General features: G+C 67.4%; 22 protein-coding genes and 1 riboswitch. Of the genes, 19 read left to right on the forward strand and 3 right to left on the reverse strand.

Annotated elements, in window-relative coordinates:
* Nucleotides 1-79: 79 nt before the first annotated feature.
* The 6 genes from N8A90_RS05530 to N8A90_RS05555 all read left to right on the forward strand — a co-directional run bounded on the left by N8A90_RS05530 (nt 80) and on the right by N8A90_RS05555 (nt 6,637).
* On the forward strand, nt 80-1,309 hold the full coding sequence (locus tag N8A90_RS05530) for a branched-chain amino acid ABC transporter substrate-binding protein (protein ID WP_262073671.1): 1,230 nt from the start codon (nt 80-82) through the stop codon (nt 1,307-1,309).
* A 180-nt stretch (nt 1,310-1,489) separates the two neighbouring features.
* Nucleotides 1,490-2,719 (forward strand): branched-chain amino acid ABC transporter substrate-binding protein, encoded by a 1,230-nt coding sequence (locus tag N8A90_RS05535; protein ID WP_262073672.1) that lies wholly within the window; start codon nt 1,490-1,492, stop codon nt 2,717-2,719.
* A 90-nt stretch (nt 2,720-2,809) separates the two neighbouring features.
* Nucleotides 2,810-3,763: a branched-chain amino acid ABC transporter permease gene (locus N8A90_RS05540; RefSeq protein WP_262073673.1), complete on the forward strand. Its 954-nt coding sequence runs from the start codon at nt 2,810-2,812 to the stop codon at nt 3,761-3,763.
* Nucleotide 3,764: 1 nt separating this feature from the next.
* Complete coding sequence (locus N8A90_RS05545; protein WP_262073674.1) at nt 3,765-5,087, forward strand: branched-chain amino acid ABC transporter permease; 1,323 nt, start codon at nt 3,765-3,767, stop codon at nt 5,085-5,087.
* Nucleotides 5,084-5,851, forward strand: a complete 768-nt coding sequence (locus tag N8A90_RS05550; protein WP_262073675.1) for an ABC transporter ATP-binding protein — start codon at nt 5,084-5,086, stop codon at nt 5,849-5,851. Before N8A90_RS05545 ends, N8A90_RS05550 begins: the two co-directional genes overlap by 4 nt.
* Nucleotides 5,852-5,935: 84 nt before the next feature.
* Nucleotides 5,936-6,637: an ABC transporter ATP-binding protein gene (locus tag N8A90_RS05555; protein WP_262073676.1), complete on the forward strand. Its 702-nt coding sequence runs from the start codon at nt 5,936-5,938 to the stop codon at nt 6,635-6,637.
* Between the two features lie 4 nt (nt 6,638-6,641).
* Here N8A90_RS05555 and N8A90_RS05560 read toward each other — a convergent pair whose 3' ends face one another.
* On the reverse strand, nt 6,642-7,415 hold the full coding sequence (locus N8A90_RS05560; RefSeq protein ID WP_262073677.1) for a sulfite exporter TauE/SafE family protein: 774 nt from the start codon (nt 7,413-7,415) through the stop codon (nt 6,642-6,644).
* A gap of 265 nt (nt 7,416-7,680) precedes the next feature.
* Here N8A90_RS05560 and N8A90_RS05565 point away from each other — a divergent pair, with 265 nt between their 5' ends.
* The 13 genes from N8A90_RS05565 to N8A90_RS05625 all read left to right on the forward strand — a co-directional run bounded on the left by N8A90_RS05565 (nt 7,681) and on the right by N8A90_RS05625 (nt 21,927).
* Nucleotides 7,681-9,786 carry a 3-hydroxyacyl-CoA dehydrogenase NAD-binding domain-containing protein gene (locus tag N8A90_RS05565; protein ID WP_262073678.1) on the forward strand — a complete coding sequence of 702 codons (2,106 nt, stop codon included), beginning with the start codon at nt 7,681-7,683 and terminating at the stop codon, nt 9,784-9,786.
* A 40-nt stretch (nt 9,787-9,826) separates the two neighbouring features.
* On the forward strand, nt 9,827-11,002 hold the full coding sequence (locus N8A90_RS05570) for an acetyl-CoA C-acyltransferase (RefSeq protein WP_262073679.1): 1,176 nt from the start codon (nt 9,827-9,829) through the stop codon (nt 11,000-11,002).
* A 144-nt stretch (nt 11,003-11,146) separates the two neighbouring features.
* A complete protein-coding gene (locus N8A90_RS05575; RefSeq protein ID WP_262073680.1) occupies nt 11,147-12,979 on the forward strand; it encodes an acyl-CoA dehydrogenase in 1,833 nt (610 codons plus the stop codon).
* Nucleotides 12,980-12,998: 19 nt separating this feature from the next.
* Entirely contained in the window at nt 12,999-13,223 is a 225-nt protein-coding gene (locus tag N8A90_RS05580; protein ID WP_262073681.1) for a hypothetical protein, read from the forward strand.
* On the forward strand, nt 13,220-13,498 hold the full coding sequence (locus tag N8A90_RS05585; protein ID WP_262073682.1) for a Dabb family protein: 279 nt from the start codon (nt 13,220-13,222) through the stop codon (nt 13,496-13,498). Before N8A90_RS05580 ends, N8A90_RS05585 begins: the two co-directional genes overlap by 4 nt.
* Before the next feature lie 16 nt (nt 13,499-13,514).
* Nucleotides 13,515-14,306, forward strand: a complete 792-nt coding sequence (locus tag N8A90_RS05590) for an SDR family oxidoreductase (RefSeq protein WP_262073683.1) — start codon at nt 13,515-13,517, stop codon at nt 14,304-14,306.
* An 11-nt stretch (nt 14,307-14,317) separates the two neighbouring features.
* Nucleotides 14,318-14,773 (forward strand): PaaI family thioesterase, encoded by a 456-nt coding sequence (locus tag N8A90_RS05595; protein ID WP_262073684.1) that lies wholly within the window; start codon nt 14,318-14,320, stop codon nt 14,771-14,773.
* A 16-nt stretch (nt 14,774-14,789) separates the two neighbouring features.
* Entirely contained in the window at nt 14,790-15,806 is a 1,017-nt protein-coding gene (locus N8A90_RS05600) for an NADP-dependent oxidoreductase (RefSeq protein ID WP_262073685.1), read from the forward strand.
* 23 nt (nt 15,807-15,829) lie between these two features.
* Complete coding sequence (locus tag N8A90_RS05605; protein WP_262073686.1) at nt 15,830-17,551, forward strand: acyl-CoA dehydrogenase family protein; 1,722 nt, start codon at nt 15,830-15,832, stop codon at nt 17,549-17,551.
* A 28-nt stretch (nt 17,552-17,579) separates the two neighbouring features.
* Nucleotides 17,580-18,524 (forward strand): glutathione S-transferase family protein, encoded by a 945-nt coding sequence (locus N8A90_RS05610; RefSeq protein ID WP_262073687.1) that lies wholly within the window; start codon nt 17,580-17,582, stop codon nt 18,522-18,524.
* Nucleotides 18,521-19,423: an SDR family oxidoreductase gene (locus N8A90_RS05615; protein WP_262073688.1), complete on the forward strand. Its 903-nt coding sequence runs from the start codon at nt 18,521-18,523 to the stop codon at nt 19,421-19,423. The genes N8A90_RS05610 and N8A90_RS05615 overlap by 4 nt, the downstream gene beginning before the upstream one ends.
* A gap of 42 nt (nt 19,424-19,465) precedes the next feature.
* A complete protein-coding gene (locus tag N8A90_RS05620; protein ID WP_262073689.1) occupies nt 19,466-20,350 on the forward strand; it encodes a hypothetical protein in 885 nt (294 codons plus the stop codon).
* 125 nt (nt 20,351-20,475) lie between these two features.
* Nucleotides 20,476-20,580, forward strand: a riboswitch (glycine riboswitch).
* Entirely contained in the window at nt 20,545-21,927 is a 1,383-nt protein-coding gene (locus N8A90_RS05625) for a D-amino acid dehydrogenase (RefSeq protein WP_410087637.1), read from the forward strand. Its footprint overlaps the riboswitch before it by 36 nt.
* An 18-nt stretch (nt 21,928-21,945) precedes the next feature.
* On the opposite strand, the gene N8A90_RS05630 is transcribed toward N8A90_RS05625, so the two are convergent.
* Nucleotides 21,946-22,977, reverse strand: a complete 1,032-nt coding sequence (locus N8A90_RS05630; protein WP_262073691.1) for an aldo/keto reductase — start codon at nt 22,975-22,977, stop codon at nt 21,946-21,948.
* A gap of 31 nt (nt 22,978-23,008) precedes the next feature.
* Complete coding sequence (locus N8A90_RS05635) at nt 23,009-24,193, reverse strand: MFS transporter (protein WP_262073692.1); 1,185 nt, start codon at nt 24,191-24,193, stop codon at nt 23,009-23,011.
* Between the last annotated feature and the right edge of the window lie 38 nt (nt 24,194-24,231).

Consider the following 24,231-nt stretch of genomic DNA (forward strand, 5'->3'; position numbering starts at 1 on the left):
CGGGCATTCCCTGAGGGTGGCGCGGCCGAAGACTTGTACGCTCGGTCGCGTTCGACACACCGATCCCAGGAGACATGACATGCGATTCCCCGTGAAGTTTCTCGTTGCCTCGCTCATTGCCGCCAGTGCGGCAGGCGCCTGGGCGCAAAAAGGCGAAACCGTGAAGATCGCCTGGCTCGATCCGTTGTCGGGCCTCATGGCCGCGGTGGGCACGAACCAGCTCAAGACCACGCAGTTCTTCGCCGAGGAGTTCAACCGCAAGAACCTCTCGGGCGTGAAGTTCGAGGTCATCGCCATCGACAACAAGCTGAGCCCGCAGGAAACGACCAGCGCGCTGCGCTCGGCGCAAGACCAGGGCGCCCGCTACGTCCTGCAGGGCAACGGCTCCGGCCCGGCGCTGGCCATCATCGACGCGATCGAGAAGAACAACGCGCGCAATCCGGGCAAGGAGATGCTGTACATGAACTATGCGGCGGTCGACCCGGACCTGACCAACAGCAAGTGCAGCTACTGGCATTTCCGGCTCGACGCCGACACTTCCATGAAGATGGAGGCGCTCACGACCTTCATGAAGGACCGGCCCGAGATCAAGAAGGTCTACATCCTCGGCCAGAACTATGCGCACGGCGTCCAGGTGTCGAAGTACGCCAAGGAAGACCTCAAGGCCAAGCGCCCCGACATCCAGATCGTCGGCGACGACCTGCACCCGCTGGCCCAGGTCCGCGACTTTGCGCCCTACATCGCCAAGATCAAGCAGTCTGGCGCCGACACGGTGATCACCGGCAACTGGGGCTCGGACCTGTCGCTGCTGCTGAAGGCGGCCAACGACGCCGGGCTCGACGTGCGCTTCCTGACCTACTACGCCTACGGGGCGGGCGCACCCACCGCCATGGGCAGCGCGTCCGACGGCAAGGTGTATGCGATCGGCTACGGCCACTACAACATGGGCGGCGAGATCCAGAAGAGCATCGACGGCTACAAGAAGAAGATGAACGACGACCTGACGCAGGCGTCGATCTATCACGCGTTCGCGCTGCTCGACAACGCCTTCGCGCAGACGAAGTCCACCGATCCGGTGAAGGTGGCCGTGGCGCTCGAGGGCATGAAGATCAAGAGCTTCAACGGCGAAGTCGAGATGCGCAAGGCCGACCATCAGCTCCAGCAGGGGCTGTTCATCACGCGCTGGGAAAAGAAGAGTGCCAAGTACCCCTACGACGGCGAGAACACCGGCTACACGCTGGCGCCGGTGAAGTACTTCGAGCCCTACGTGGCCAGCACGCCGACGTCGTGCCAGATGAAGCGGCCCTGAACGCCATCCAGTGCCATCGAGCGGCGTGCTACCGATCGGTAGCTTTTTCGGAGGCTGCGTGTCGCGTGTGCGATAGAAAAAGCGCACCGGCGGCCCCCGTTGCGGGCAATCCCTGAGGGGTACGCTTGCAAAGGCTTGTAATCTCGATCGCGTTCGGACCACCGATCCAGGAGACACACCATGCGATTCCCAGTGAAGTTTCTCGTTGCCTCGGTCCTCGCTGCCAATGCGGCCAGCGCCTGGGCGCAAAAGGGCGAAACCGTGAAGATCGCCTGGCTCGATCCGCTGTCGGGCCTCATGGCCGCGGTGGGCACGAACCAGCTCAAGACCTTCCAGTTCCTGGCGGAGGAGTTCAACAAGAAGAACGCCGCCGGCGTGAAGTTCGAGATCATCGGCATCGACAACAAGCTGAGCCCGCAGGAAACCACCAGCGCGCTGCGTTCGGCCATGGACCAGGGCGCACGCTACGTGGTGCAGGGCAACGGCTCCGGCCCGGCGCTGGCCATCATCGATGCGCTCGAGAAGCACAACGCCCGCAACCCGGGTAAGGAGGTGCTCTACATCAACTACGCGGCGGTCGACCCCGACCTGACCAACAGCAAGTGCAGCTACTGGCACTTCCGGCTCGACGCCGACACCTCGATGAAGATGGAAGCGCTCACCACCTTCATGAAGGAGCAGCCGGACATCAAGAAGGTGTACCTGATCAACCAGAACTACTCGCACGGCCAGCAGGTCTCGAAGTTCGCCAAGGAAAACCTCAAGATCAAGCGGCCCGACGTGGAGATCGTCGGTGACGATCTCCACCCGCTGGCCCAGGTGCGCGACTTCGCGCCCTACATCGCGAAGATCAAGCAGTCGGGCGCCGACACGGTGATCACCGGCAACTGGGGTTCCGACCTGGCGCTGCTCATCAAGGCGTCGAACGACTCGGGCCTGAACGTCAAGTTCTACACCTACTACGCGGTGACCACCGGTACGCCGACGGCCATGGGCGCCGCGTCGGACGGCAAGGTCTACCAGGTGGGCTACAGCCACTACAACGCACCGGGCGTCATGGTGCCGCTGATGACCGAGTACAAGAAGCGCTTCAACGACGACATGTACACGACCGACATCTACACCGTCTATGCGATGCTCAGCGAAGCCTTCGTGCGCACCAAGTCGACCGAACCGCTGAAGGTCGCGGCGGCGATGGAAGGCATGAAGTTCAAGAGCTTCAACGGCGACGTGGAGATGCGCAAGGCCGACCACCAGCTGCAGCAGGGGCTCTACATCACGCGCTGGCAGAAGACCGACGCGAAGAACCCCTACAGTCCGGAGAACACCGGCTACACGCTGGCGCCGGTCAAGTACTACGAGGCCTACGTGGCGAGCACGCCGACCACCTGCCAGATGAAGCGGCCCTGACACGCGCGAGCGCACGAGCGCGAAGGCCCGACGTCGCGACGCGGGCCTTTTTTTTGTTTTCACCCCCGCACAGGGAACGATCGAACGTCGATGAACGTGGAATTCTTTGCCATCTCGCTGCTCAACGGCGTCAGCTACGGGCTGCTGCTGTTCATGCTCAGCTCGGGCCTCACGCTGATCTTCAGCATGATGGGCGTCCTGAACTTCGCGCACACCAGCTTCTACATGCTGGGGGCGTACCTGGCGTACACCATCTCGGGACTGGTGGGCTTCTGGCCGGCGCTGGTGCTCGCGCCGCTGGCGGTCTTCGTGCTGGGGGCGGCCTTCGAGCGCTATAGCCTGCGGCGGGTGCACAAGTTCGGCCATGTGCCGGAATTGCTCGTCACCTTCGGGCTTTCCTACCTGATCCTGGAAGTCGTGCAATTGCTGTGGGGCCGTTCCACCGTTCCTTATGGCCTGCCGACGCAGCTGCAGGGGCCGCTCTTCACGCTGTACGGCACGCAGTTTCCCAAGTCGCGCTCCTTCATCATGGCGGTGGCCTTGCTGATGCTGCTGGCGGTGTGGCTGCTGCTGACGCGCACGCGCATCGGGCTGGTGATCCAGGCGGCGCTCAAGCATCCCGAGATGGTCGAAGCGCTGGGCCACAACGTGCCGCGCGTCTTCATGCTGGTGTTTGGTGGTGGCGCCGCGCTGGCGGGGCTGGCCGGCGTGATCGGCGGCAACACTTACATCACGGAGCCGGCCATGGCGGCATCGGTCGGCTCGATCATCTTCGTGGTGGTGGTGGTGGGCGGCATGGGCTCGCTGGCCGGCGCGTTCCTGGCGTCGCTGCTCATCGGCATCATCCAGACCTTCGCGGTGGCGATGGACTATTCACTGGCGACGGCGCTGCAGGGCCTGGGCGTGGCCGTCACCGACCAGACCTTCGGCTACGAGCTGATGAAGCTCACGGTCTCGCAGGTGGCCCCCATCCTGCCGTACCTGTTCCTGGTGCTGATCCTGATCTTCCGCCCCAAGGGCCTGTTGGGAACACGGGAAGATTGACATGAATGCCATTGCAACCCCTTCGAACCCGCCGCGCTACTACCGCTTCCAACCCTGGAACATCGGCCGCTGGCTGATCTGGTCGTTGTTCGCCATCGCACTCATCGTGGCGCCGATGCTGTTCCGCAGCAGCCTGGCGCTGACCATGCTTTCGCAGATCGGCTACCTCATCATCATCTGCCTGAGCTACAACATGCTGTTGGGGCAGGGCGGCATGCTCAGTTTCGGGCATGCGGTCTACACGGGGCTCGGCTCCTTCATCGCCATCCACACGATGAACCTCGCCGCCAAGGGCAGCCTGCCGGTGCCGCTGGTGCTGATCCCGCTGGCCGGCGGGCTGGGCGGCATGTTCTTCGCCGTCCTGTTCGGCTACGTGACCACCAAGAAGGCGGGCACGACCTTCGCGATGATCACGCTGGGCATCGGCGAGCTGGTGGCGTCGATGGCGCTGATGTTCCCGACCTTCTTCGGCGGCGAGGGCGGCATCACCACCAACCGGGTGTACGGCACGCCGTTCCTCGGCCTGACCTTCGGCCCGCAGATCCAGGTGTACTACCTGATCGCCGCATACTGCTTCGTGTGCACCGCGCTGATGTATGCCTTCACCGGCACGCCGCTCGGCCGCATCCTGAACGCGGTGCGCGACAACCCGGAGCGTGTGGAATTCATCGGCTACAACACGCAGCGCGTGCGCTACACGGCCTTCATCATCGCCGGCTTCTTCGCCGGCATCGGCGGTGGGCTGGCGTCGATCAACTTCGAGATCGTGAACGCGGCCGACAGCCTGAACGGCATCCGCTCGGGCGGCTACCTGCTCTTCACCTTCCTGGGTGGTGCGACCTTCTTCTTCGGGCCGATCATCGGCGCGGTGCTGCTGGTGTTCGCGTCGATCCTGCTGTCGGAACTCAGCAAGGCCTGGCTGCTGTACCTCGGCCTGGTCTTCCTCTTCATGGTGATGTTCGCGCCCGGCGGCGTGGCCAGCCTGATCATGATGAACCTGCGGGTTGCCAAGTTCGGCAGGTTCAAGCCCTTCTGGTCGCTGTACGCCGGCCTCATGGCCACCGGTGCCTTGCTGGTCGCGGGTGTGGCCGGTGTGGTCGAGATGATCTATCACATGCAGCTCAACGCCGCGCTCGGGCCGACGCTGGAGTTCTTCGGGCTGACGCTCGACACGTCCAGCCCGACGAGCTGGGGGATCGCCATCGGGCTGATGGTGGTGGGCGGCGGCCTGCTGGAGATCGTGCGCCGCCGCTTCGTACGCGCCTGGGGGCATGCACAGGAAGAGATCGAACGCGAGATCAAGCGCCGGGAGCTCACGGCATGACCTTCGCATTGGAACTGAAAGACCTGCGCAAGAACTTCGGCAAGACCGAGATCATCCGTGGCGCCAACCTGGCGGTGAATGCGGGCGAGCGCATCGCCATCATCGGGCCCAACGGCGCGGGCAAGTCGACGCTGTTCAACCTCATCAGCGGGCGGCTGGCACCGACCAGCGGCGAGGTGCTGCTCAACGGCCAATTGATCAATGGCCTGCGGCCGTACGAGATCAACCGGCTGGGGCTGTCGCGCAGCTTCCAGATCACCAACATCTTCCCCAAGCTCAGCGTGTTCGAGAACCTGCGCTGCGGCGTGCTGTGGAGCCTGGGCTACCGCTACACCTTCCTGCGCTTCCTCTCGAAGCTGGACGACGCCAACGAGCGCACCGAGCAGCTCATCCGCCAGGTCGGCCTGGAGCGCAAGCGCGACGTACTGGCCGTGAACCTCACCTACGCCGAGCAGCGCGCGCTCGAGATCGGCGTGACCATCGCCGGTGGCGCCAACGTGATCCTGCTTGACGAACCGACCGCCGGCATGAGCAAGACCGAGACCGCGCACTTCATCGCGCTCATCAAGGAGGTGACGGTGGGCCGCACGCTGCTGACGGTGGAGCATGACATGGGCGTGGTGTTCGGCCTGGCCGACCGGATCGCGGTGGTGGTGTACGGCGAGGTGATCGCTTTCGACACGCCGGCCGCGGTCCGCGCCAACCCACGGGTGCAGGAGGCTTATCTGGGCTCTGCCGTGGCCGACGCACAAGGAGCGCACTGATGCCCCCACGCTCATCACTTCGTGTATTCGCTGCCCCCCGAGGGGGCGCGGTCTCCCTTGGGGCGGCCCGGCGGGAGACCTGACATGCTCAAACTTCAAGACCTGCACGCCTACTACGGCAAGAGCCATGTGCTGCACGGCGTGTCCTTCGAGGTGGGCGCGGGAGAGATCGTCGCGCTGCTGGGGCGCAACGGCTCGGGCCGCTCGACCACCGCCAAGGCCATCATGGGCCTGGTGCATGCCGAGGGCGCACTGCACTGGAATGGCCAGGACATCCTGCGCCGCAAGGCCTACGAGATCGCGCATCTGGGCATCGGCTACGTGCCCGAGAACCGGGAGATCTTCCCGAAGCTCACGGTGCACCAGAACCTGATGCTCGGCCAGAAGGGCAAGGCCGCTGCCAAGAGAAGCCGCTGGTCCTTCGACGACATGTACGCGATGTTCCCGCGGCTCAAGGAACGTCAGCACACCGAGGCTGGTGTGTTGTCGGGCGGCGAGCAGCAGATGCTCACGCTGTGCCGCACGCTGATGGGCGACCCCGACCTGATCATCATCGACGAGCCGACCGAGGGCCTCGCGCCGAAGATCGTCGAGCTGGTCGGCCAATACCTGAAGCGGCTCAAGGACCGCGGCATTTCCGTGCTGCTGATCGAGCAGAAGCTCACCATCGCGATGGCGATCTCCGACCGCGCGCTGGTCATGGGCCACGGCAGCATCGTCTTCGACGGCACGCCCGACAGCCTGCGTGCCGACGCGACTACGCGCAAGGAGTGGCTGGAGGTCTAGCCCGTCAGGCGATGGCGCGCCAGGCCGTGACGACCAGCGTCATGCCGGCCGCGGCCAGCAGCCCGGCGACCAGCCGCTTGAGCGTCGTGGGGCTCAGCCTGTTCGGCAGCCGGTGGTGCAGCCGCGTGACGCCATAGACCACCGGCACGGCGCAACCGGCCAGCCAGGCCGAGCGCCACGAGAACTGCCCGGTGGGCAGCACCACGGCGATGCGCACCAGGGCGTTGAAGGCGAACATCAGCAGCAAGCCTCGCCGCACGAGTTCGCGGTCGATCGGCTGGCGATACATGTGGAAGACGATCGGCGGCCCGGAGCTGGAGAACAGGCCGCCCAGCACGCCCGACAGCGCACCGATCAGCGCGAAGCTCGTGCCGCTCGACACCACCGGCCGCGGACGGCCCTGCAGCACGAGCAGCAGTGCGCACAGCAGGATCGACACGCCCAGCAGGCCGCGCAGCCACGCGACCGCGCCGCCGCTGAGCCAGGCGAGCAGGATCAGCCCCGCGAGCACGCCGACGGTGCTGCCGTTTAGCGCGGGCTTCATCAGCTTCCACGGCACCGGACCCGGGCGGGCACGGAAATACGTCCATGCGTTGATCAGGGTCAGCACCATGGCGGCGTTCGCGGTCTCGCTCACACTCGCGATGTGAAACAGCGACACGAGCCCGAGCAGGATCAGGCTGAAGGCGAAGCCGGTGAGGTTCTGCGCATAGGTGGCGAGCGCGACGCAGGCCATGAAGGCCAGCAGCTGGCCGGCATCGACGGGGAGGGTGGGCATCTAGGGGCGGGCCGCGGGCGGGGTCGTCATCAGGGGCATCGCGGTCGATTGTCGTGGCTGCGGCGACGGCGCTCGGCGCAGCCGGCGAGCGCTTGTCCCTCCAGCGACTGGGCGACGTTGTCCGGTCGCCGGAAATGCCTAGAATTCTCGAAGAAAAAAGAACACTCGTTCTTTTCGGAGACAAGACAAACGACACCGGGTGTGTCGTGCGTGCTGTGCTCCGCCGTTCTTCCTCCTCCCAACTTCTCACTCGAAGGAACGCAGCATGACGGCTGAATACAAGGTGCTCGGCGATATCGCCGTGATCACGCTGACCAACCCGCCGGTCAACGGCCTGGGCTACGCGACGCGGCTGGGCATCACCGACGGGCTGGCCAAGGCGAATGCCGACGATGCCGTCAAGGCGATCATCATCACCGGCGCGGGCAAGGCCTTCTCGGGCGGCGCCGACATCAAGGAATTCGGCACGCCCAAGGCGTTGCAGGACCCGAACCTGCTCAGCGTCATCCTCGCGCTCGAAGCCTCGCCCAAGCCGATCGTCGCGGCCATCCACTCGGTCTGCATGGGCGGCGGGCTCGAGCTGGCGATGGGCTGCCACTACCGTGTGGCGGCGCCGGGGACCAGCGTCGCGCTGCCCGAGGTCAAGCTGGGCCTCTTGCCGGGCGCCGGCGGCACGCAGCGCCTGCCACGTCTGCTGGGTGTGGAAACCGCCCTCAACATGATCGTCAGCGGCGAAGCGGTCAAGAGCGAAGTGCTCGCCTCGCTGCCCGGCCAGAAGCTGTTCGACCACCTCGCCGCATCGGCCGAGTCGCTGTTCGACGAAGCGCTGATCTACGCCAAGTCGGTCACGGGCAAGACCGGCGACGCGCTGCCGCTGGTGCGCAAGCTGCCGTGCCAGCACCCGCAGGGCGACGCCTACTTCCAGTTCGCGCGCAACATGGTGGGCGGCATGTCGAAGAACTACCCCGCGCCGCTGAAGTGCGTGGATGCCGTGGAGGCCGCCACCAAGCTGAAGTTCGATGAGGGCATGGCCGAAGAGCGCCGCCTCTTCGTCATGCTGATGTTCACGCCCGAGTCGATCGCGCTGCGTCATCTCTTCATGGCCGAGCGCGCGGCCAGCCGGATCCCCGACGTACCGGAGGACACGCCCAGGCGCGAGATCAAGTCGGTCGCCGTGATCGGCGCCGGCACCATGGGCGGCGGCATCTCGATGAACTTCCTGAACGCCGGCATCCCGGTGAAGATCCTCGAGATGAAGCAGGAGGCGCTCGACCGCGGCATCGCCACCATCAAGAAGAACTACGAGGCGCAGGTCAAGAAGGGCAAGCTCAAGCAGGACACCTACGAGCAGCGCATGGCCCTGCTCACGACCACGCTGAGCTATGCCGACCTGAAGGACGCCGACCTGATCATCGAGGCTGTGTTCGAGGAACTGGGCGTGAAGGAACAGGTCTTCAAGCAGCTCGACGAAGTGGCCAAGCCCGGTGCCATCCTGGCATCGAACACCTCGACGCTCGACGTCGACAAGATCGCCGCCTTCACCAAGCGCCCGCAGGACGTGGTCGGCATGCACTTCTTCAGCCCGGCCAACGTGATGAAGCTGCTGGAAGTGGTGCGCGGCGCCAAGACCGGCAAGGACGTGCTCGCCACCGTGATGAGCGTGGCCAAGAAGATCAAGAAGACGGCCGTGGTGTCGGGCGTGTGCGACGGCTTCATCGGCAACCGCATGATCGAGCAGTACAGCCGCCAGGCGGGCTTCCTGCTGGACGAAGGCGCGACGCCGCAGCAGGTCGACAAGGCGATCGAGAAGTTCGGCTTCGCGATGGGCCCGTTCCGCATGGGCGACCTGGCCGGCAACGACATCGGCTGGGCCATTCGCAAGCGTCGCGCCACCGAGCGTGCCGAGATGAAGTACAGCAAGACGGCCGACAAGCTGTGCGAACTGGGCCGCTTCGGCCAGAAGACCGGCGCCGGCTGGTACGACTACCAGGCCGGCAAGCGCGACGCGATCCCGAGCCAGGTCGTGCTCGACCTGATCGAGCAGCACCGCAGGGACGAAGGCATCGTGCCGCGCAAGATCAGCGACGAGGAAATCGTGCAGCGCCTGGTCTATGCGCTGGTGAACGAAGGCGCGCACATCCTGGAAGACGGCATCGCCAGCAAGTCCGGCGACATCGACATGGTCTACCTCACGGGCTACGGCTTTCCGATCTGGCGCGGCGGACCGATGCACTACGCCAGCCAGGTCGGCCTGTACAACGTGGCCGAAGCCATGAAGCGATTCGCGAAGAACCCGCGCGACGACGGCAAGTTCTGGGAGCCCGCGCCGCTGATCCAGAAGCTGGTCGCCGAAGGCAAGCAGTTCAGCTGAGCCCGGCCGCATCGTCACCCCCATTCAGGACACCACCACCATGACTTCTGCCGTCATCGTCTCCACCGCCCGCACGCCGCTCGCCAAGAGCTGGAAGGGTGCCTTCAACATGACCCACGGCGCCACCCTCGGCGGCCACGCGGTGCAGCACGCCGTGCAGCGTGCTGGCATCGACGGCGCCGAAGTCGACGACGTGATCATGGGCTGCGCCACGCCCGAAGGTGCGACCGGGGCGAACATCGCGCGCCAGATCGCGCTGCGCGCCGGGCTGCCCGTCACCACCTCGGGCATGACCATCAACCGCTTCTGCTCGTCGGGCCTGCAGACCATTGCGACCGCCGCCCAACGCATCATCGCGGGCGAGGGCGAGGTCTACGTGGCCGGCGGCGTCGAGAGCATCTCGTGCGTGCAGAACGAGGCCAACCGCCACATGATCCACGACCCGTGGCTGGTCAAGCACAAGCCCGAGATCTACTGGAACATGCTGCAGACGGCCGAGCAGGTGGCCAAGCGCTACCACATCGGTCGCGACGCGATGGACGAGTACGGCGCCGCCAGCCAGCAGAGGGCCACGGCCGCGCTGGAAGCCGGCCGCTTCAAGGAGGAGATCGCACCGATCACCGTGCTGGCCGGCGTGGCCGACCCGGTGATGGGCCTGCGCACCAAGGAAGTGACGGTCGAGAACGACGAGGGCATCCGCGCCGGCACCACCAAGGAAGGCATCAGCGGCATCCGCCCGGCGATTCCGGGTGGCGTGATCTCGGCCGGCAACGCCAGCCAGTTCTCCGACGGCGGCGGCGCCTGCGTGGTGGTCGACGAGCGCTACGCCGAGCGCAAGGGCCTGAAGCCGCTGGGCCGTTTCCTCGGCTTCGCGGTGGCGGGCTGCGAGCCCGACGAGATGGGCATCGGCCCGGTCTTCGCGATCCCGAAGGTGCTGAAGAAGCTGGGCCTGACGGTCAATGACATCGATCTGTGGGAGCTGAACGAAGCCTTCGCGGTGCAGGTCATCTACTGCCGCGACAAGCTGGGCATTCCGGGCGACCGGCTGAACGTCGACGGCGGCGCCATCGCGGTGGGCCACCCCTACGGCGTGAGCGGCCAGCGCCTCACCGGCCACGCGCTCATCGAAGGCAAGCGCCGTGGCGCGAAGAAGGTCGTCGTCACGATGTGCATCGGCGGCGGCATGGGGGCTGCGGGCGTCTTCGAAGTCATTTGACGCTTCCCCGAAGGCGAAGGCGCACTGCGTGTCGCCTCCGCCCACCCCCTTCCGGGGGCAACGCCAGCGGCCCGGCAAAGCCGGTTCCGCGGCGTTTCACGAATTTGCCAGTGAGATAACTGGCCTTTACGTCTCGATAGCGTCATGAGCCTGCGTCCCACCCTCGACTTCCTCCTCTACGACTGGCTCGACGCCGCCGCGCTGAACGGGCGGGAGCGCTTCGCCGACCATTCGCGCGAAACCTTCGACGCGGTGCTCGACACCTGCGAGCGCATCGCGCGCGAGAAGTACGCGCCGCACAACCGCACGGTCGACACGCAGGAGCCGCGCTTCGACGGCGAGAAGGTGGTGCTGCCGCAGGCCACGCACGACGCGCACGCCGCCTTCGTCGAATCGGGCATGCTCGCGGCGGCACAGGACTACGACATCGGCGGCATGCAGCTGCCCTACACGGTGCAGGCGGCGGCCAACGCCTTCTTCGCCAAGGCTTCGGTGAGCATCGGCTCGAACATGCTCACCAGCGGCAACGCGAACCTGTTGATGGTGCACGGCACCGATTTGCAGAAGCGGGTCTTCGCGCTCAACGAGTTCTCGGGGCGCTGGGCCGGCACCATGTGCCTGTCGGAGCCGCAGGCCGGCTCGTCGCTGAGCGACGTGGCGACGCGCGCCGTGCCCGACGGGGTGGATTTCGAGCGCGACCCGCTCGGCCCGCGCTACCGCCTCACGGGCAACAAGATGTGGATTTCCTCGGGCGACCACGAGTTGACCGAGAACATCGTGCACATCGTGCTGGCGAAGATTCCCGATGCAGAGGGCCGGCTGGTGCCCGGCACCCGCGGCATCTCGCTGTTCATCGTGCCCAAGCGCATGGTCGACACGCAGGGGCAGCTCACCGGCGAGCGCAACGACGTGGCGCTGGCGGGCCTCAACCACAAGCTGGGCTGGCGCGGCACCACCAACACGCTGCTGAACTTCGGCGAAGGCAAGTACCCGGTGGCGGGCAGGCCCGGTGCTGTCGGCTATCTCTTGGGGCAGCCCGGCAAGGGCCTGCATTGCATGTTCCACATGATGAACGAGGCGCGCATCGCCATCGGCATGGCGGCGACGATGCTGGGCATGGCGGGCTACGAGGCCTCGCTGGCCTATGCCAAGCAGCGTCCCCAAGGTCGGCCCGCGGGTCCGGCAGGCAAAGACGCCTCGAAGCCGCAGGTGCGCATCATCGAGCACGCCGACGTGCGCCGCATGCTGCTGGCGCAGAAGTCGTACTGCGAAGGTTCGCTGGCGCTGCAGCTGTACTGCGCGCGCCTGGTCGACGCGCAGAAGACGGCCGAAACCCAGGCCGCCGACGATGCGCGCCTGCTGCTGGAAGTGCTCACGCCCATCGCCAAGAGCTGGCCCAGCGAATGGTGTCTGGAGGCGAATTCGCTGGCGATCCAGGTGCACGGCGGCTACGGCTATACGCGCGATTTCCCGGTGGAGCAGTACTGGCGCGACAACCGGCTCAACATGATCCACGAGGGCACGCACGGCATCCAGGCGGCCGACCTGCTGGGCCGCAAGGTGCTGATGGAGGAGGGGCGTGGCCTCACGCTGCTGGCCGCGCGCATCGCCGATACCGCGCGCCGCGCGTCGGCCGAACCGTCGCTCGCCGCGCATGCGAAGGCGCTCGGCGAGGCGCTCGCGCGGGTGGGCGCCGCCACGCAGGCGGCATGGTCGACCGGCGACCCGCAGGCGGCCCTCGCGAACGCGGTACCCTATATGCAGGCTTTCGGCCACACCGTGCTGGCGTGGATCTGGCTCGACGTCGCGCATCGCTCCCTGCAGGGCGACCCCGCGGCGGCGGCGCCGGCCACCGTCGGACGGCTTGCGGCCGCGAGCTATTTCTTTCACTACGAACTGCCGAAAATCGGCGCCTGGCTCAACGTGGTCGAAACCCGCGACCCGATTTGCGCCCAATTGCCCGAGGAGGCATTCTGAAATGCACAGCGGAAGCTACATGCCAAAACTTCGTTCGACCGAACCATCCAGGCCGCACGCGCGGCTGGAGACATGGATCTGGATCCTGATCTACGGCGGCCTGTTCGCCTTCATCCTCGGCTTCGCCACGGCGCGCACCGATGCGGCGCTCGGCTGGAGCATCGCCACGCCCGGCGCCATCGCGGCGGCGGTCGGCGTGGTGCTCCTCTATGTGCGTTCGCGCTTCAAGGACGACCGGAAATGATCAAGCACATCGTGATGTGGAAGCTGGTGGACGCGGCCGAGGCGCCGCGCTTCAAGGAAATCCTCGACACCTGCAAGGGCATCGTGCCCGGCATGCGCGAGTTCGAGGTGGCGGTGCGCGCCGACGGCCTGGAGGCCAACCACGACGTGGCGCTGTACGCAGTGTTCGACGATGCGGCCTCGCTGCAGGCCTACATCGTCCACCCGAGCCACCAGGACGTGGTTGCAAAACTCCCCGCGCGCGCATCGCGCAGCGTTTTCGACTATGCCGTCTGACCGAGGAACCGAGTCCATGAGCCCACGTACCGTCCAGCAACTTTTCGACCTCAAGGGCAAGACCGCGCTCGTCACCGGCGGCTCGCGTGGCCTGGGCCTGCAGATGGCCCACGCGCTCGGCGAAGCCGGCGCCCGCATCATGCTGAGTTCGCGCAAGGCCGACGACCTGGAGCAGGCCACGGCCGACCTGCAGGCCGCCGGCATCGACGCGCGCTGGATCGCCGCCGACTGCTCCAAGGAAGAAGACACGCGCCGCCTGGCCGACCAGACGCTCGAACGCATGGGCGCCATCGACATCCTGGTGAACAACGCCGGTGCCAGCTGGGGCGCCCCGGCCGAGTCGCACCCGGTCGAGGCCTGGGACAAGGTGATGAACCTCAACGTGCGTGGCTACTTCATCCTGTCGCAGCAGGTGGCCAACAAGTACATGATCCCGAAGAAGACGGGGCGCATCATCAACATCGCGTCGATCGCCGGCCTGAACGGCAACCCGCCCGACATCCAGACCCTGGCCTACAACACCTCCAAAACCGCGGTGATCGGCTTCACCAAGACGCTGGCCGCGGAATGGGGCAAGTACAACATCAACGTCAACGCGATCTGCCCGGGCTTCTTCATGACGAAGATGGCGACCAAGCTGATCCAGAACATCGGCGAAGAGAAGATGACGTCGACCGTGCCGCTCGGCCGCCTGGGCGACGACGAAGACCTGAAGGGCCTGACCGTGCTCTATGCCAGCGACGCCGGCAAGCACATCACCGGCCAGTGGATGGCGGTGGACGGCGGCGTGAGCGTGGTGCTCGCGTGACGGAGGCGCGCGTGGCTACGTCCGACGTCAACGTCCGCTCGTACACCAGCCAGATCCCGTTCGCGCAGCACCTGGGTTTCGAGCTGACGAAGTTCGAGGGCGGCGAGTCGGAGATCCTCTACACGGCCAAGCCCGAGCACCTGAACACCTTCGACGTGACGCACGGCGGCGCCTGCATGACGCTGCTCGACATTGCGATGGCGTCGGCAGCGCGCAGCGTGTCGCCCGAGTCCGGCGTCGTCACCATCGAGATGAAGACCAGCTTCATGCGGCCTTCGGTCGGGCCGCTGCACGCGCGCGGCCGGCTGATGCACCGCACCGCCACCATGGCCTTCGTCGAGGCGACGATCTACGACGAGAAGGAGCAGGCCTGCGCGCATTCGACCGGCACCTTCAAGTACGTGACACGCCGTCTTCCCACCGGCCCGGCCAGCGCCAACGCGCAGCGCCCACCCTCGACAGATTGAACCCGGAGACAACCCCATGCCCACCAACCGCCAGCAGCACCTCGACAACCGCCCCGAGGGCGAAGCCGTCGCCAGCAACTTCAAGCTGGTGACCACCGAGACCCCGCCGCTGCAGGACAACCAGGTCCTCGTGCGCCACCACTACCTGAGCCTCGACCCGTACATGCGCGGCCGCATGAACGATGCCAAGAGCTACGCGCAGCCGCAGCCGCTGGGCGAAGTGATGCAGGGCGGTACCGTCGGCGAGGTGGTCGAGAGCAAGCACCCGAAATACGCCGTGGGCGACAAGGTGGTCGGATTCGGCGGCTGGCAGGAATACAGCGTGGTCGACGGCAATCAGGTCGGCGCGCTGCGCAAGGTCGACACCACGCACGTTCCGCTGTCGCACTACCTGGGCGCCGTCGGCATGCCGGGCGTGACCGCCTGGTACGGCCTGGTGAAGATCATCGCGCCGAAGGCCGGCGACACGGTGGTGGTCACGGCCGCCAGCGGTGCGGTCGGCAGCGCCTTCGGCGCGCTGGCCAAGGCGCGCGGCTGCCGCGTCGTCGGCATCGCGGGCGGGCCGGACAAGTGCCGCTACGTGACGGAAGAACTCGGCTTCGACGCCTGCATCGACTACCGCCAGCATCCCGACATCAAGACGATGAGCAAGGCGCTCAAGGAAGCGTGCCCGGACGGCATCGACGGCTACTTCGAGAATGTCGGCGGCTACATCTTCGACGCGGTGCTGCTGCGCACCAACGCCTTCGCGCGGGTCGCGCTGTGCGGAATGATCGCCGGCTACGACGGCGCGCCGATGCCGCTGACCAACCCCGCGCTGATCCTCGTCAACCGCCTCAAGGTCGAAGGCTTCATCGTCAGTGAGCACATGGACGTGTGGCCAGAGGCATTGAAGGAGCTCGGTGGCCTGGTCGCCAGCGGCAAGCTGCGCCCGCGCGAGTCGATGGCCCAGGGCATCGAGTCGGCACCCGAGGCCTTCCTCGGGCTGCTCAAGGGCAAGAACTTCGGCAAGCAACTGGTGAAGCTGGTCTAAGCGACGACGACCGGAGGTCTGCCATGGACGCGACGCACGAGGTCTTCAACCAGCCTGCGCCGCTCGCGGGCTACAACCTGTTCGAAACGAACCGCGCGCTGCGCGATGCGTTGGCTTTCAACGCGCCGCAGCTCGACCTGACCTCACTGGATACGCTGGGTGCCGCCATCGGTACCGTCGACATGCAGGCACACGCGCGGCTCGCGAACACGAACGCGCCGGTGCTGCACACGCACGATCGCTTCGGGCGGCGCATCGACGAGGTGGAGTTCCATCCGAGCTATCACGCGCTGATGACTGCTGCGGTCGGCGCGGGTCTGCACGGCGCGCCGTGGGCCGTGAATGTGGCCCCCACGCTGGCCGCTGCGCGTGCTGCGCTGCCCCCCGAGGGGGCGCTCGCGGCTCGGGGCGGCCCGGCGCCACTCGATGCGTCGCCGCATGTCCAGCGCGCGGCCGGCTTCATGCTCTTCACCGAGCTCGAGCCGTCCATCCTGTGCCCGATCTCGATGACCTACGCCGCCACGCCGGCGCTGCGTGGCAATGCGGCGGTTTTCGCCGACTGGGGACCGAAGCTCACCAGCCACGCCTACGACCCGGCGCTGGTGCCCTGGCGCGACAAGCCCGGCGTGACCATGGGCATGGGCATGACCGAGAAGCAGGGCGGCTCCGACGTGCGCGCCAACACCACGCAGGCGGTGCGCGACGGCAGCGACGCCTGGGGCGAGCGCTATCGGCTGACCGGTCACAAGTGGTTCTTCTCGGCGCCCATGTGCGATGCCTTCCTGGTGCTGGCGCAGGCGCCGGCCGGGCTCAGCTGCTTCTTCCTGCCGCGCGTGTTGCCCGATGGGGCGCGCAACGCAATCCGCATCCAGCGCCTGAAGGACAAGCTGGGCAACAAGGCCAACGCGAGTTCCGAGGTCGAGTTCCACGCCGCCACCGCCTGGCTGGTCGGCGAGGAGGGCCGCGGCGTGCCGCAGATCCTCGAGATGGGCACGATGACGCGGCTCGACTGCGCGCTCGGCACCACCGGGCTGATGCGCCAGGCGCTGGCGCTCGCGCTGAACCACACGGCACAGCGCAACGCCTTCGGCAAGCCGCTGATCGCACAGCCGCTGATGAAGAACGTGCTGGCCGACCTGGCGCTCGAAAGCGAAGCCGCTACCGCGCTCGCCGTCCGCCTGGCCCGTGCCTTCGACCACCCCGACGACGCGCACGAGCGCCTCATGGCGCGGCTGCTCACGCCGGTCGCCAAGTTCTGGATCTGCAAACGCGGCAGCCACTTCGCCCAGGAGGCGATGGAATGCCTGGGTGGCAACGGCTACGTGGAGGAGGGCGGCGAAGGCGTGATGGCCCGCATCTACCGCGAGATGCCGCTCAACTCGATCTGGGAGGGCGCCGGCAACATCATGGCGCTCGACCTGCTGCGGGCCACGCGCAAGGGCGACGTGGTCGCCGCGCTCGCCCATGAACTCTCGCCCGCGCGCGGCGCGCATGCCGCGCTCGACCGCCTCGCCGCTGCGCTGCCGTCGCGCATCGAGGCGATGGCCACCGAGCCCGAGGCGCGCCGGCTCGCGCAGGACGTGGCGCTGGCGGTGCAGGCCGCACTGCTGGCGCAGACCGCGCCGCCCGCCGTGGTCGACGCCTTCTGCGCTTCACGCCTCGGTGGCGACTGGGGCCATGCCTTCGGCACGCTCGGCACCGGTGCCGACGTCGATTCGATCATCGCCCGCGCGATGCCACGCTGAACCTCACGCCATCCCCGGAGAGCCCACGATGTCCGACCTGATCCTGCACCACTACGCCGCCTCGCCCTTCTCGGAAAAGATCCGGCTGGTGCTGGGCTACAAGAAGCTCGCCTGGCGCTCGGTCATCGTGCCGCAGATCATGCCCAAGCCCGACGTGCAGGCGCTCACCGGCGGCTACCGCAAGACGCCCTTCCTGCAGGTCGGCGCCGACATCTACTGCGACAGCGCGCTCATCTGCGACGTGCTCGAGCACCTGCAGCCCGAGCCTTACCTCTACCCCGAGCCGAGCAAGGGCCTGGCCCGCACCCTGGCGCAGTGGGCCGACAGCACCCTGTTCTCGGTGGCGATGGCGTACAGCTTCAGCCCCCAGGGCGCCGCCGACCTGTTCGCCAAGGCGCCGCCCGAAGCGGCCAAGGCCTTCTCGGAAGACCGCCGCGCCATGAGCGCGAACATGGTCCGCCCGCGCCCGGCCGATGCCGCATGCGCCTACAAGTCCTACCTGCGGCGGCTGTCGGACATGCTCGACGACACCCCCTACCTGATGGGTGACGTGCCGACCATCGCCGACTTCGCCTGCTACCACCCGCTGTGGTTCACGCGCAAGCGCACGCCGTCGATGAGCGGTGTGCTGCAACTGACGCCCGCGGTGCTCGACTGGATGGACCGCATGGCGGCCATCGGCCACGGCACCATGGAAGCCACCGACGCCGCCACGGCCATCGCGCACGCCGCCGCATCGGTGCCGCACACGCTGCTGACCGACAGCACCTTCCAGGACGAGCATGGCATTGCGCTGGGCAGCCGCGTCACCATCGGCGCCGAGAGCTTCGGCCCCGAGACGACCGAAGGCGAACTGGTGGCCGCCACCCGCACCCACTACACGCTGCGCCGCAACGACGCACGTGCCGGCACGTTGCATGTGCATTTCCCGCGCATCGGCTACATCCTCAAAACAGCAGAGACAACGACATGATTCAGGATTTCCAAGGCAAGACGGCGGTACTCACCGGGGCCGGCTCCGGCTTCGGCCTCGAATGCGCGCGCATCGGCGCCGCGCGCGGCATGAACCTGGTGCTGGTCGACGTGCAGCAGGACGCGCTCGACCGCGCCCAGGCCGAGATGGAGGCCGCCGGCGTGCAGGTGCTGGCGCGTCGGGTCGACGTGTCGAAGGCCGACCAGATGGAGGCGCTGGCCGAAGCGGTGCAGCAGCGCTTCGGCGCCCCGCACTTCGTTTTCAACAACGCAGGCGTCGGCGCCGGGGGCCTGGTGTGGGAGAACACCGTGGCCGACTGGGAATGGGTGCTCGGCGTCAACGTGTGGGGCGTGGTGCACGGCGTGCGCCTGTTCACGCCCATGATGCTGGCCGCGGCCGCGCAGGACCCGGCCTACCGCGGCCACATCGTCAACACCGCCAGCATGGCCGGCCTGCTCACGCCGCCGAACATGGGCGTCTACAACGTGAGCAAGCACGCCGTCGTGAGCCTGACCGAGACGCTGTACCAGGACCTGGCACTCGTCACCGACCAGATCGGCGCCAGCCTGCTGTGTCCCTACTTCGTGGCGACCGGCATCCACAGCAGCGAACGCAATCGCCCCGGCACGCTGCCGGCGGGCGAACTCACCAAGAGCCAGCTGATCGGCCAGGCCATGACGGCCAAGGCGGTGAACAGCGGCAAGGTCAGTGCAGCGGACGTGGCGGCCAAGGTGTTCGATGCCATCGCCGCCAACCAGTTCTACATCTTCAGCCACCCCAAGGCGCTGGGCAACGTGAAGAGCCGGATGGACAGCATCGTGTCGATGACCAATCCCACCGATCCTTTTCTGGAGCGGCCCGACATCGGCCAGCAGCTGCGCGCACAACTGCGGTCCTGAACTACAGGCCGGGCGGCGCCGGCGTGATAACTTGACGGCACCATGCCGCTTTTTCACGCCACCTTCCGCCGTCTTCCTCTTCTTCTGCTCACGCCGCTCATGGCATGGGCGCTGGCCGCACCTGCTGCTGCACAGGACGGTAACGCCCTGCAGGCGAAGTACACGGCGCTCGCATCCAGGCTGGCCGACAACCCGTTCCAGCGCCCGCTGGTGCTCGATTCCACCGAGAAGCCCGACCGCTTGAGCGGCGACATCTACGCGGTGGTCGACCATCCCTTCGCCGACATCGGCGCGCTCGCCAGGCCGGCGAACTGGTGCGAGGTGCTCATGCTGCACCTCAACACCAAACACTGCGTGGTCAAGGGCGAGGGCGACGGCGCGCTGCTGGATGTGGCGGTCGGGCGCAAGTTCGATCAACCGCTGGACCAGGCGCAGCGCGTGCAGTTCGCATGGAAGCCGATAGCCAGCAGCGCCGACTATCTGGCCGTGCAGCTGTCCGCCGCCGAAGGGCCGCTGTCGACGCGTGACTACCGCATCGTCTTCGAGGCCGCGCCGATCGCGTCGGGCAAGAGCTTCGTGCATCTGTCCTATTCCTACGCCTACGGCACCGCCGCGCGGCTCGCCATGAAGGCCTACCTCGGCACGCTCGGCAACGGCAAGGTCGGCTTCACCGTGACCGGCCGCGACGCGCAGGGCGCCCCCGAGCAGATCGGCGGCGTGCGCGGCGTGGTCGAGCGCAACACCATGCGCTACCACCTCGCCATCGATGCCTTCCTCGATGCGCCGAAGCCGGAGCAACTCGACCGCCGGCTGGCGGCATGGTTCGACGCCACCGAGCGGTACGCGCGGCAGTTGCATGAAGTCGAGCGTGCCGATTACCTCGCGATGAAACGGAGCGAATACAAGCGCATCAAGAGCGGCGGCTAGAGGGGGAACTCGCCCCGTCGGGCTTGCCCCGGTAGAATCCGCCCTCTGCAGGAGAGTGCCGGGCTCCGTCCCGGCCACCGAAGGCGCAAACTCCCATGAACGCTCAGGTCCCGTACTGCACACCATCATCGCCGTCTGGAGAGCCGTCACGACCGTGACGCACCGAAGGAGCAAGGCCCGGCCGAAAGCCGCGGTTGAATCTCTCAGGTACCAAGGACAGGGGGAGCGGCACCACGCATGACACGCGTCATGCGTGCCATCGTCCTCTGGAGCTCCCCATGAAAGTGGTTGTCCTCGGCGCCGGCCTGCTCGGCGTCACCTCTGCGTATTTCCTTCGTCAACTGGGTCACGACGTGACCGTGATCGACCGGCAGGCCTCGCCAGCCGCCGAGACGAGCTTCGCCAACGGCGGGCAGATCTCGGTCAGCCACGCCGAACCGTGGGCCAATCCGAGCGCACCGCTGAAGGTGCTCAAGTGGCTGGGCAAGGAAGATGCGCCACTGCTCTTCCGCATGCGCGCCGACATGCGCCAGTGGCTCTGGGGCCTGCAGTTCCTGCGCGAATGCACGCCCGCCCGCACGCAGCACAACATCGAGCAGATCGTGCGGCTGGGCACCTACAGCCGCGACACGCTGCAGGCGCTGCGGCGCGACATCGGCATCGAGTACGACGAGCGCACGCAGGGCATCCTGCACTTCTACACGAGCCAGAAGGAATTCGACGGTGCCGAAGGGCCGGCCGCGCAGATGCGTGAACTGGGCTGCGACCGGCGCGTGATCTCGGCGGACGAGGCGGTGCGCATCGAGCCCGCCTTGCGGCACATCCGCCCGCAGCTCGCCGGCGCCACCTACACCGCCGAGGACGAGTCGGGCGACGCGAACCGCTTCGCGCGCGAACTGGTCGCGCGCTGCCGCACCGACGGCGTGGAATTCCTGATGAGCCACACCGTGACCGCGCTGCGGGAGGCCGGTGGGCAGATCGACCACGTCGAGGCCACCGATGCCGACGGCCGCTTCCAGCGTGTGCGCGGCGATGCCTACGTGCTGGCGATGGGCAGCCTGAGCCCGCTCTACGCCGCGCCGCTGGGCATCCACCTGCCGATCTACCCCGCGAAGGGCTACTCGGTGACGCTGCCCGTGAAGGACGCGTCGATGGCGCACCAGGTGTCGCTCACGGATGACGAATACAAGCTCGTTTTCTCGCGGCTGGGCGACCGGCTGCGCATCGCCGGCACGGCGGAGCTCAACGGCTACGACCGCGACCTCAACCGCGTGCGCTGCGAGGCGATCGTGCGCCGCACCGAAGAACTCTTCCCCGGTGCCGGCGACCTCGAGCAGGCGCAGTTCTGGACGGGGCTTCGCCCTGCGACGCCATCGAACGTGCCGATCATCGGCCGCTCGAAACTGCCGAACCTGTTCCTGAACACGGGCCACGGCACGCTGGGGTGGACGCATTCCTGCGGCTCCGGCAAGAGCATCGCGCAGATCGTGAGCGGGCTCGCGCCGGAGGTGGATTTTGCGTTCACCGGTCTACCGGAACGGACCGGCCGGCGTGCCGTGAAGAGCGCCGTCGCGTAGGCTGGGCCAGCGGCTGCCTCACACCGCCACCGGGCTGCGCTCGGCGAACTGCCCGTTCCAGTACGGGTAGTAAGGGTAGGGCGGTGTGACGGCGCTGGCCGCGTCGAGTCGCGCGACCTGTTCGGGCGTGAGCGACCAGCCGACGGCGCCGAGGTTTTGTATCAGTTGCGCCTCGTCGCGTGCGCCGATCAGCACGCTCGCGACGGTGGGGCGCTGCAGCAGCCAGTTGATGGCGATCTGCGGGATGGTCTTGCCGGTCTCGGCCGCGACCTGGTCGAGCGCGTCGACCACGCGGTACAGGCGCTCGGTGTCGGCCGGTGGCGCGAAGCCCTCGGTCGCGTGCAGGCGGCTGTCGGCCGGCAGGGGCTGGCCGCGGCGGACCTTGCCGGTGAGGCGGCCCCAGCCGAGGGGGCTCCAGACGATCGCGCCCACGCCCTGGTCGATGCCCAGCGGCATCAGCTCCCACTCGTAGTCGCGGCCGATCAGCGAGTAGTAGGTCTGGTTGGCGACATAGCGCTCGAGCCCGAGTCGGTCCGACGCCGCGAGCGACTTCATCAGCTGCCAGCCCGAGAAGTTCGACACGCCGATGTAGCGGACCTTGCCGGCGCGCACCAGGTCGTCGAGCGTGCGCAGCACCTGCTCGACCGGTGTCATCGCGTCGAAGGCGTGCAGTTGCAGGATGTCGATGTGCCCGGTGTCGAGGCGCTTGAGTGCGGCATCGACACCGGCGAGCAGGTGGTGCCGCGACGTGCCGGCGTCGTTCGGCCCGTCGCCCATGCGCAGCGACAGCTTGGTCGAGACGATCGCCTGGTGGCGCCGCCCCTTGAGCGCCGCGCCGAGGATGCTTTCCGATGCGCCGTCGGAGTACACGTCGGCCGTGTCGAACAGCGTCACGCCGGCGTCGAGGCACAGGTCGACGATGCGCCGCGCACCGGCCGCGTCGGTGTTGCCCCAGGCGCTGAAGAGCGGGCCGTGCCCGCCGAAGGTGCCGGCGCCGAAGCCGAGGGCGGGGACCTGGAAGCCGGAGCGGCCGAGATAGCGGTAATCCATGGTGTTGTTTCTCGTGTTGGAATGAGGAGGGTCAGGCCTTGGCCGGCATGCCGTCCGGCGTGGCCGGTTCGCGGCCATCCAGCGAGCGGCTCCACAGCGCGATGCCCAGGCCGACGAGCGTGATCGCCGCCGCCACCCAGCCGAGCGATGCCAGCCCGGGTCCGCGCTCGATCGTCACGCCGCCGACCCACGCGCCGATGGCGTTGCCGAGGTTGAAGGCCGCGATGTTCAGGCTCGACGCCAGGTTCTGGCCGGCGCCCGAGGCCTTCTCGAGCACACGCATCTGCAGCGGCGCCACGGTGGCGAAGGACGCCACGCCGAGCACCGCGAAGAAGACGATGGCCGGCACCGCCGAGCCGATGGCGAACTGCATGGTCGCGAGCACCAGCGCAAGCACGCTCAGCGTCCACAGCACCGCACGCATCACGCCGCGGTCGGCCAGCCGGCCGCCCAGCAGGTTGCCGATGGCCATGCCGCCCCCGAAGAGCAGCAGCACCGCCGACACCGCACCGTCGGAGAACCCGGTCAGGCGGTTGAGCAGCGGCTGCACGTAGGTGAACACGGCGAACACGCCGGCGTAGCCGACCACCGTCATCGCCAGGCCGAGCAGCACCTGCGGCCGGGCCAGCACGGCGAGTTCGTCGCGCAGCGGCGGCAGGACGCCTTCGCGCCGGCTGCGCGGCACGAAGACGGCGAGCACCGCGAAGGCCAGCACACCGATCGCCGTGACGGCCCAGAACGACGCGCGCCAGCCATGGTGCAGCCCGAGCCACGCACCGGCCGGCACGCCGAGGATGGTGGCGGCCGTGAGGCCGGTGAACATGATCGCGATGGCCGAGGCGCGACGCTCCGGCGCGACCAGGCCGGTCGCCACGACCGCGCCCACGCCGAAGAAGGTGCCATGCGCCAGCGCCGTGACGACGCGCGCCGCCATCAGCCAGCCGTAGCTCGGGGCCAGCGCGCAGGCGAGGTTGCCGAGCGTGAAGATCGCCATCAGCGCGAGCAGCACCGTCTTGCGCGGCAGCCGGCGCGAGGCGAGCGTGAGCACCGGCGCGCCGATGGCGACGCCGACCGCATAGCCGGAGATCAGCAGCCCGACGGCGGCGATGGAGACATGGAGGTCGTCCGCGACCTGCTGGAGCAGGCCCATGAGGACGAATTCGGTGGTGCCGATGCCGAAGGCGCCGACAGTGAGGGCAAGGAGTGCGATGGGCATGATGCGTCGAATGTGCCGTCGTCCATGCCCTGTGACTA

This window comes from Variovorax sp. N23 (genome assembly GCF_025486315.1).
GTDB lineage: Bacteria > Pseudomonadota > Gammaproteobacteria > Burkholderiales > Burkholderiaceae_C > Variovorax.

What these genes read in the sequence shown, in the direction of transcription:
- N8A90_RS05530 (WP_262073671.1), top strand. Translation starts at nt 80, where the DNA reads ATGCGATTCCCCGTGAAGTTTCTCGTTGCCTCGCTCATTGCCGCCAGT.
- N8A90_RS05535 (WP_262073672.1), top strand. Translation starts at nt 1,490, where the DNA reads ATGCGATTCCCAGTGAAGTTTCTCGTTGCCTCGGTCCTCGCTGCCAAT.
- N8A90_RS05540 (WP_262073673.1), top strand. Translation starts at nt 2,810, where the DNA reads ATGAACGTGGAATTCTTTGCCATCTCGCTGCTCAACGGCGTCAGCTAC.
- N8A90_RS05545 (WP_262073674.1), top strand. Translation starts at nt 3,765, where the DNA reads ATGAATGCCATTGCAACCCCTTCGAACCCGCCGCGCTACTACCGCTTC.
- N8A90_RS05550 (WP_262073675.1), top strand. Translation starts at nt 5,084, where the DNA reads ATGACCTTCGCATTGGAACTGAAAGACCTGCGCAAGAACTTCGGCAAG.
- N8A90_RS05555 (WP_262073676.1), top strand. Translation starts at nt 5,936, where the DNA reads ATGCTCAAACTTCAAGACCTGCACGCCTACTACGGCAAGAGCCATGTG.
- N8A90_RS05560 (WP_262073677.1), bottom strand. Translation starts at nt 7,415, where the DNA reads ATGCCCACCCTCCCCGTCGATGCCGGCCAGCTGCTGGCCTTCATGGCC.
- N8A90_RS05565 (WP_262073678.1), top strand. Translation starts at nt 7,681, where the DNA reads ATGACGGCTGAATACAAGGTGCTCGGCGATATCGCCGTGATCACGCTG.
- N8A90_RS05570 (WP_262073679.1), top strand. Translation starts at nt 9,827, where the DNA reads ATGACTTCTGCCGTCATCGTCTCCACCGCCCGCACGCCGCTCGCCAAG.
- N8A90_RS05575 (WP_262073680.1), top strand. Translation starts at nt 11,147, where the DNA reads ATGAGCCTGCGTCCCACCCTCGACTTCCTCCTCTACGACTGGCTCGAC.
- N8A90_RS05580 (WP_262073681.1), top strand. Translation starts at nt 12,999, where the DNA reads ATGCCAAAACTTCGTTCGACCGAACCATCCAGGCCGCACGCGCGGCTG.
- N8A90_RS05585 (WP_262073682.1), top strand. Translation starts at nt 13,220, where the DNA reads ATGATCAAGCACATCGTGATGTGGAAGCTGGTGGACGCGGCCGAGGCG.
- N8A90_RS05590 (WP_262073683.1), top strand. Translation starts at nt 13,515, where the DNA reads ATGAGCCCACGTACCGTCCAGCAACTTTTCGACCTCAAGGGCAAGACC.
- N8A90_RS05600 (WP_262073685.1), top strand. Translation starts at nt 14,790, where the DNA reads ATGCCCACCAACCGCCAGCAGCACCTCGACAACCGCCCCGAGGGCGAA.
- N8A90_RS05605 (WP_262073686.1), top strand. Translation starts at nt 15,830, where the DNA reads ATGGACGCGACGCACGAGGTCTTCAACCAGCCTGCGCCGCTCGCGGGC.
- N8A90_RS05610 (WP_262073687.1), top strand. Translation starts at nt 17,580, where the DNA reads ATGTCCGACCTGATCCTGCACCACTACGCCGCCTCGCCCTTCTCGGAA.
- N8A90_RS05615 (WP_262073688.1), top strand. Translation starts at nt 18,521, where the DNA reads ATGATTCAGGATTTCCAAGGCAAGACGGCGGTACTCACCGGGGCCGGC.
- N8A90_RS05620 (WP_262073689.1), top strand. Translation starts at nt 19,466, where the DNA reads ATGCCGCTTTTTCACGCCACCTTCCGCCGTCTTCCTCTTCTTCTGCTC.
- N8A90_RS05630 (WP_262073691.1), bottom strand. Translation starts at nt 22,977, where the DNA reads ATGGATTACCGCTATCTCGGCCGCTCCGGCTTCCAGGTCCCCGCCCTC.
- N8A90_RS05635 (WP_262073692.1), bottom strand. Translation starts at nt 24,193, where the DNA reads ATGCCCATCGCACTCCTTGCCCTCACTGTCGGCGCCTTCGGCATCGGC.